Below are 6,891 nucleotides of genomic sequence, written 5' to 3'. Positions count from 1 at the left end.
TTGCGGCGGGATTGGTGATCTAAGACTAGATAATCGCCCAGAGAATAGGTGCGGAGCGGTTGGAGGGTGACGGGGTTCCCTTTTTGGGTAGCTTCGAGATATTCTAATAAGCCGCCAGCCGCCCGTACAGCGAGCGGAAATGGCGTACACCCCAAAGATTCTAGCGATCGCATTTTGAAGGTGTCCATCAGCCGTTGCTTGGCCTCTGGGAGGGTAAATGGTGCCAGCGGACGCATGGCGTAGCAGAAGCAGTTAGGCAGATTGGTGGGGAGTAAGTCGGAGGTTTCACCGGGACGCAAGAGGCGGTTGAGATCGGGTGCGGCGATCGGAATCAGGATTTCGGGCGGTTGGAGCCGCAGCAGCTCTTGGGTGAGGACTTCTAAATCGGTGCTTTGAGTGGTGAGGAACTCGCCTGTAGAGATATCGGTGTAAGCTAGTCCCCAATTTTCGCCCACCAACACGATCGCGGCGAGGAAGTTATTCCGGCGCGATTGGAGCATTTCTTCTTCCTGAATCGTGCCGGGAGTCAAAACGCGGACGACTTCGCGGCGCACTAAATTACTCCCCAAAGCAGCAGACTCGGCGGCGGTTTCCATCTGATCGCACAGCGCGATCGCATACCCTTTTTCGACGAGCATGGCACAATAGCGATCGACGGCATGGTGCGGTACGCCTGTCATGGGCACTCTCCCGACTTCTTTACCGCCTTCTTTACTCGTCAATACTAGTTCGAGTTCGCGCGCGATCGTGATGGCATCCTGAAAAAACGTCTCAAAAAAGTCCCCGCAACGGTACAACAGCAGCGCGTGAGGATATTGCTCCTTCACCTCGACATAGTGTTGGTACATCGGGGACAGTTTGGTGCGATCGAGCAGGCGATAATCGGCGTTGCGAATTTGACTCTGACTGGTGCGAATTCCCGTCAAGTCGGGCGTATTGTCGGACATGGACACGATCGAATGTGAGTGTGGCTAATCCTATTGTACTATTGAGGGTTCGAGGCGATCTCGATCGTTCCCAGATTGTCACAATGGTTGAGAATGTTGTTTGGTGGATAGTGGATAGTGGATAGTGAATAGTGAATAGTGCAGGTATGTATGGTAGCTATGTAGGTTGGGTAGCGGCGCATCGACTGGGAGGTTCCCTCCCAGTTGTGTGCGACAAGACAGAGCAAAGCGAAACCCAACAGCACCAATTTACCCATTACCCATTACCCAAAATCGAACCGATTGTCATAGATGCAAGAGAGCCAATCGATCGAGCTATTTATTAGATAAATTTTCCGAACCTAAAGTTCTTTCGATCCGTCGATCGGGAATCAGCCAGATTGCTGCTACCACAGCATAGATGCCACAGGCAACCCATGAATTAACAAACGAAAGTAAGATTCCTAACACGTAAAATCCTAAAGAAATTTTACCTTTAAAATCTCGACCGATCGCGATCGCTAGCTCGGATTCTTTACCATGATGTGCGATTAACATAATCGTCAAAATCAGATAAGCGATCGCGCAAAATAAAAGCACCGTACCGTAAAGTGCGACAGGCAAGCGGGCAAACTGATTTTCACCCATCCACGCAGTCACAAACAGAATCAGCGACAACCAGAATAATAGATGGACATTCGCCCACAAAATTCGGCCATTCACATGCCGCACTGCTTGTAACAAATGATGGTGATTGTTCCAATAAATAGCTAGATAAATAAAACTCAGGATATAGCTGAGAAATACAGGAATTAATGGCATCAGTGCGGCAAAAGTTGCGCCATGGGGTACTTTGAGTTCCAACACCATAATCGTAATGATAATTGCCATTACACCATCGCTGAATGCTTCCAATCTTCCTTTCCCCATAATCTTTCTCCCTCCTGAAATAATCTTCTATTTTAAGCGATCGAGGATGGATAAAGTCTAGCTTAGAGCGATGGCTATCTAGCAAGATCGGATTTAACTAACAAACATCTGGTGGTAACTCAAACGATCGATCTCGATCGAGTTTTCTGGCGATCGATTCTTCTAGGCTATCGCGAGTAATTTCTTGACCTCGATCTAAATTATCGCGATCGTTTAAAAATACCAATCGATCGATTTCGGGAAAAGCTAGCAAATAAAAGATGAGCTGAATCACTGGTACTTCGATCGCTAAAGAATTTGCCAGCAAGCCACTGTTAAATTCACGCACATCTTCGACACTTGCAAACGCATACATCACTTGAATTTCGAGATTGGGTTTGTGCTGGTTGCGTAAGGTGGTGATGACCCATTCACCCTGCGGACTTTGGCAAATATAATATGTAATGTGGGGTAAGGTGGCGGCAAATTGTTGTAAGATCGGCGCGATCGCCGTCACGCTCGTGCGGCTTTCTGCATCTGGCGCGCCATCGATTAATGATTGTACCTGTTGGTCTAGATTCATCTTAGTGGATAGTGGATAGTGGATAGTGGATAGTGGAGCGGGACGATCGATAAGTTTAAATTTGAAGAAAATACTGGGTGTCAATCTAGAACGACGTGCTTGCACGTTCTAAACACTATCCACCATTCACTATCCACTATCCACTAGAGTAGTGCTATCCCCACCCTCCAGGTGGATCGATTACCTTACAGGTACGCTACGCGATCGGATAAAATAAAACCAATATTTGTGACAAATTTAGTCATACAAAGGGAAACAGCGGATGGGTAAAGTAGTAGGCATCGACCTGGGTACCACCAATTCAGTGGTAGCTGTCATGGAAGGCGGAAAACCAGTGGTAATTGCCAATGCAGAAGGTATGCGTACCACTCCCTCCGTAGTTGGTTTCAGCAAAGACGGCGAACGCCTCGTGGGACAGATGGCGCGGCGGCAAACAGAATTAAACCCCCAGAATACATTTTATGGGGTCAAACGGTTTATGGGGCGCAAATATGGCGAACTCAGCCCCAAATCCAAGCAAGTGCCTTTTACCATCCGCAAGGATGAAGATGGCAATGTCAAAATCAAATGTCCCAAACAAAATCGGGAATACGCACCAGAAGAGATTTCGGCGATGATTTTGCAAAAACTAGCAGACGAAGCTAGTCGGTATTTGGGCGAAGCTGTGACTGGTGCCGTAATTACCGTACCTGCTTATTTTAACGATTCCCAACGCCAAGCGACCAAGAATGCAGGGAAGATTGCCGGATTGGACGTGCTGCGGATTCTCAATGAACCAACTGCGGCATCGCTGGCTTATGGGTTGGACAAACGTCAAAGTGAGATGATTCTGGTCTTTGACTTAGGCGGTGGTACTTTTGATGTTTCGGTGTTGGAAGTTGGCGATGGCGTCTTCCAAGTCAAGTCTACTAGTGGCGACGTTCAGCTCGGCGGCATGGATTTCGATCGCAAGATCGTCGATTGGCTGGCTGAGGAATTTCTCGCCGCCGAAAATATCGATCTTCGCAAGGAGCGGCAATCGCTCCAGCGGCTGACAGAAGCCGCTGAGAAGGCCAAAATCGAGCTGTCCGGGGTGATGGTCACAGATATCAATTTACCCTTCATCACAGCCACCGCAGACGGCCCCAAACATATCGAAACTCGGCTCAGTCGCGCTCAATTTGAGGAGTTATGTGCTGAGCTGATCGGACGGTTGCGCGGGCCTGTCAAACGAGCGATGAACGATGCTCAGTTGACGGCTTATGATATCGACGAAGTAGTCTTAGTCGGCGGTTCGACGCGGATTCCAGCGGTACAGGAGTTGGTACGCAGTTTTATCAATAAACGTCCCAATCAAAATGTCAATCCCGATGAAGTCGTAGCTGTCGGTGCCGCGATTCAAGCAGGGGTACTGGCTGGTGAGGTCAAAGATATCTTACTGCTCGATGTGACGCCCCTATCGCTAGGATTGGAAACCATTGGCGGCGTGATGAAAAAGCTGATCCCGCGCAATACGACGATTCCCGTGCGGAAATCGGATATATTTTCCACTTCGGAAAATAATCAAACCATGGTGGAAGTCCATGTCGTTCAAGGCGAGCGCGAAATGGCTGCCGATAATAAATCGTTAGGACGGTTCAAACTCACCGGAATTCCACCCGCACCCAAAGGGATCCCCCAAGTTCAAGTATCGCTAGATGTCGATGCGAATGGGATTTTGCAAGTAACGGCGATGGATCGTACCACCGGACGCGAACAAACGGTGACAATTCAAGGTGCCTCGACTCTGGGCGAACTAGAAGTTAAGCGGATGATCGACGAAGCCGCACAATTTGCAGCGAGCGATAAACAAAAACGGGACAAAGTTGATAAACGCAACCGTGCCGAAGCTTTAACTTATCAAGCCGAACGTCAATTGCGCGAAGTCGCCTTAGAGTTTGGGATGCAATTTGCCAATGCGCAGCGCAAACAAATCGAAGGACTGATCCGCGAACTGCGGGAGGCTCTAGCCGATAGCGACGAACGCCTCATCGATGAAGTCAAAAGCGAACTAGATGACGCACTTTACGACTTTAGCCGTCAGGTACGGACGTTGACCGAAGAAGAGGACAAAGGCATCCTCGGCACGCTCAAAGATATCTTTGTGGGCGATGATGATGACTATAATTATCGCGACAATTATAACAATCGCGATCTTTATAATCCTTACGGCAGTCCTAGAGATCCCTACTACGATAACCGTGGCAGCGATTATTCGGGCTATTCCAATCGCGGCGCACTACCACCCCAAAGCTACGAGCCGCCTAGAGATCCCTACCGCGATCGAGACTATAATCCTAGAGATCCCTATGCCGATTCCTCCAGAGATCGGCGCAACGACAATCCTAGAGATCCCTATGCCGATCCGGCTAAAGATCGGCGCAACGATAATCGCGCCACTCCGCGCAATAATCCCGACAGACAAGATCGATCGACTTATCGCGCTGATGATGAAGATCGCTATACTCGCGACGAGCGTTATCCTACCCGGCGCGACGACAGCAGTTACGCGCCCAACTCGTCGCGCCGAGATGAAGATTATCCCCGCCGGACACCACCCACCAACAACAATCTCGATCGATCTCGCCAGCGCGATGATGATTACCTCGATGATGAGCCACAGCAACCGCGACCACAACGGTGGGACGAAGATCGCAATCCGCCGCAACCCCGTCAGACTAACGATCCTCGATCGTCAAACCCATCGGGACGCAGCGCGATCCCTCCAGATAGTCGGAGCATGAATTCACGACCTGCACCCTCCCCAGATCGCGATCCTCGCGCCGATGTACGGCGTTCGTCCCCTCAAAATAACAACCCCAATCCTCGCTCTAATCCCAACAATTCACAGCCAATTCGCGATGATTGGGATGATGAGGATGATGAATGGTATTAATTAGTCGATCGTTGACAGTCGATAGTCGATAGTCGATCGTCGATCGTCGATCGCGAAGTTGTTAAGACAGAGATTTAAAGGCACTAAGCAAACTCCGTCTTAATAACAATCCGCCTACAGGCATTGGCTCTCAACCTTTACTATTTGGTAATTATCAATTATCAATTATCAATTATCAATTATTGAAAGCCTAAAGCCTAAAGCCTTCCATGCAAGATATTCGCAATTACTACGAGCTGTTGGGTGTAAAGCGGGATGCTTCCCCCGATGAGATCAAACAATCATTTCGGCGACTGGCACGGAAATATCATCCAGATCTCAACCCTGGCGATAAAGCTGCTGAAGACAAATTTAAGGATATCAGCGAAGCCTACGAAATTTTATCCGATCGATCCAAGCGATCGCAATACGATAAATTTACGGGATTTTGGCGCAAAAATCGCGATCGAGCTAATACTGCTAATCCTCCTAGAGAAAGAGCGGATGAAGATGATTTTAGCGATGATTTTAATACCTTTATCGATCGATTATTAGGCCGCAAAAAAGAAGCAAATAACGGTAATAATAGCGATCGATATTCTCGGAATGAAGCCCAAACTGGTAGAGGTACGACCCAAACCGCACGAAATCCGCGTACTAGCGAACGCCGTACCAGTCGTGAGGGAGATCCAGATCGATCGTTCGATCGCAATACCTTCGCCGAAGCACCCCCCCAAGTACGCCCCAAAAATCTCGAAGCCGAATTGACATTACCGCTCGATAAAGCTTATCAGGGCGGACGCGAACGCATTACCATTCAAGAAGATGGCCGTTCTCTAGAAGTAGAGATGCCCCCTGGTATGCTCCCCGGACAAAAAATTCGTCTGCGCGGACAAGGGATCGCAGGTGGCGATCTCTATCTCAAAATTAATGTCGCACCGCATCAATACTTTAGACTTGAAGGGATTAATGTCTATTGTCAATTGCCAGTAACGCCAGCCGAAGCCGTCTTAGGTGGATTTGTAGAAGTGCCGACTCTCGATGGGTTAGTCAAAATCAGTCTACCTCAAAACATTACCTCCGGCCAAAAATTGCGGCTGGCGGGCAAAGGATTTCCGGCTGATCATGGTAAGCGCGGCGACCAATTACTCGAAATCCAAATTGTCGTTCCCAAAAATCCGTCTGCAACCGAACGCGACCTCTATCAAAAATTACGCGATATCGAATCATTCAATCCGCGTCTAGATTTGACGACGAATTAACAATGCTAGAGCTATTTATCGAGCCGTTAAGCATCTGGAATCCCCAATTAGGCCGAGAACTTAAATCGCGGTTAAATTGGCCAAATATCGGGATCGCCACAGCAATTTCGATATTAATGCAGTGGCTAACATTTCTCGGTTCCGATTGGATTCGTATCCACGATTCGCCCAAGTGGTGGTTGAATATATGCGAATTACTCGACAAAGAAATCTGGCTAGCTCTAGCAATTGGTGGCACCTATTTAATCGCCCAAGATTTCGATCGCGAGCTGCGGAGTGGTACTCTCGATATTGTCAATCTGTCGCCAGCCAATCCCC

At 48.7% G+C, this 6,891-nt stretch carries 5 protein-coding genes and 2 pseudogenes; 4 read left to right on the top strand and 3 right to left on the bottom strand.

What is annotated here, in order from left to right; translation table 11 throughout:
* Positions 1–947: MutS N-terminal domain-containing protein (locus C7B77_RS20305; RefSeq protein WP_483862466.1), on the bottom strand; the 947-nt coding region annotated here is incomplete at its 3' end.
* 131 nt (positions 948–1,078) lie between these two features.
* Here C7B77_RS20305 and C7B77_RS20300 point away from each other — a divergent pair.
* Positions 1,079–1,273 (top strand): hypothetical protein, encoded by a 195-nt coding sequence (locus C7B77_RS20300; protein WP_146138423.1) that lies wholly within the window; start codon positions 1,079–1,081, stop codon positions 1,271–1,273.
* Here C7B77_RS20300 and C7B77_RS20295 read toward each other — a convergent pair.
* Entirely contained in the window at positions 1,263–1,856 is a 594-nt protein-coding gene (locus C7B77_RS20295; RefSeq protein ID WP_106309032.1) for a TMEM175 family protein, read from the bottom strand. The two genes, C7B77_RS20300 and C7B77_RS20295, sit on opposite strands and share 11 nt — an antisense overlap.
* Positions 1,857–1,953: 97 nt before the next feature.
* The gene (locus tag C7B77_RS20290) at positions 1,954–2,418 is read right to left on the bottom strand and encodes a hypothetical protein (protein WP_106309029.1); all 465 of its coding nucleotides are present in this window, start codon (positions 2,416–2,418) and stop codon (positions 1,954–1,956) included.
* Positions 2,419–2,680: 262 nt separating this feature from the next.
* On the opposite strand from C7B77_RS20290, the pseudogene dnaK reads away from it, so the two are divergent.
* The 3 genes and pseudogenes from dnaK to C7B77_RS20275 all read left to right on the top strand — a co-directional run.
* A pseudogene (gene dnaK, locus C7B77_RS20285) lies at positions 2,681–4,864 on the top strand (molecular chaperone DnaK); the annotation flags it as partial.
* 677 nt (positions 4,865–5,541) lie between these two features.
* Positions 5,542–6,573 carry a DnaJ C-terminal domain-containing protein gene (locus C7B77_RS20280; RefSeq protein WP_106309023.1) on the top strand — a complete coding sequence of 344 codons (1,032 nt, stop codon included), beginning with the start codon at positions 5,542–5,544 and terminating at the stop codon, positions 6,571–6,573.
* A 2-nt stretch (positions 6,574–6,575) separates the two neighbouring features.
* Positions 6,576–6,891, top strand: a pseudogene (locus C7B77_RS20275) (hypothetical protein); the annotation flags it as partial.

This window comes from Chamaesiphon polymorphus CCALA 037 (genome assembly GCF_003003845.1).
GTDB classification, from domain to species: domain Bacteria; phylum Cyanobacteriota; class Cyanobacteriia; order Cyanobacteriales; family Chamaesiphonaceae; genus Chamaesiphon; species Chamaesiphon polymorphus.
The sequence above is the reverse complement of the archived record's forward strand: the minus strand, read 5'-3'. Positions and strand labels throughout refer to the sequence as shown.

Coding starts and splice junctions, on each gene's coding strand:
- C7B77_RS20295 (WP_106309032.1), bottom strand. CDS start 1,856: ATGGGGAAAGGAAGATTGGAAGCATTCAGCGATGGTGTAATGGCAATT.
- C7B77_RS20290 (WP_106309029.1), bottom strand. CDS start 2,418: ATGAATCTAGACCAACAGGTACAATCATTAATCGATGGCGCGCCAGAT.
- C7B77_RS20280 (WP_106309023.1), top strand. CDS start 5,542: ATGCAAGATATTCGCAATTACTACGAGCTGTTGGGTGTAAAGCGGGAT.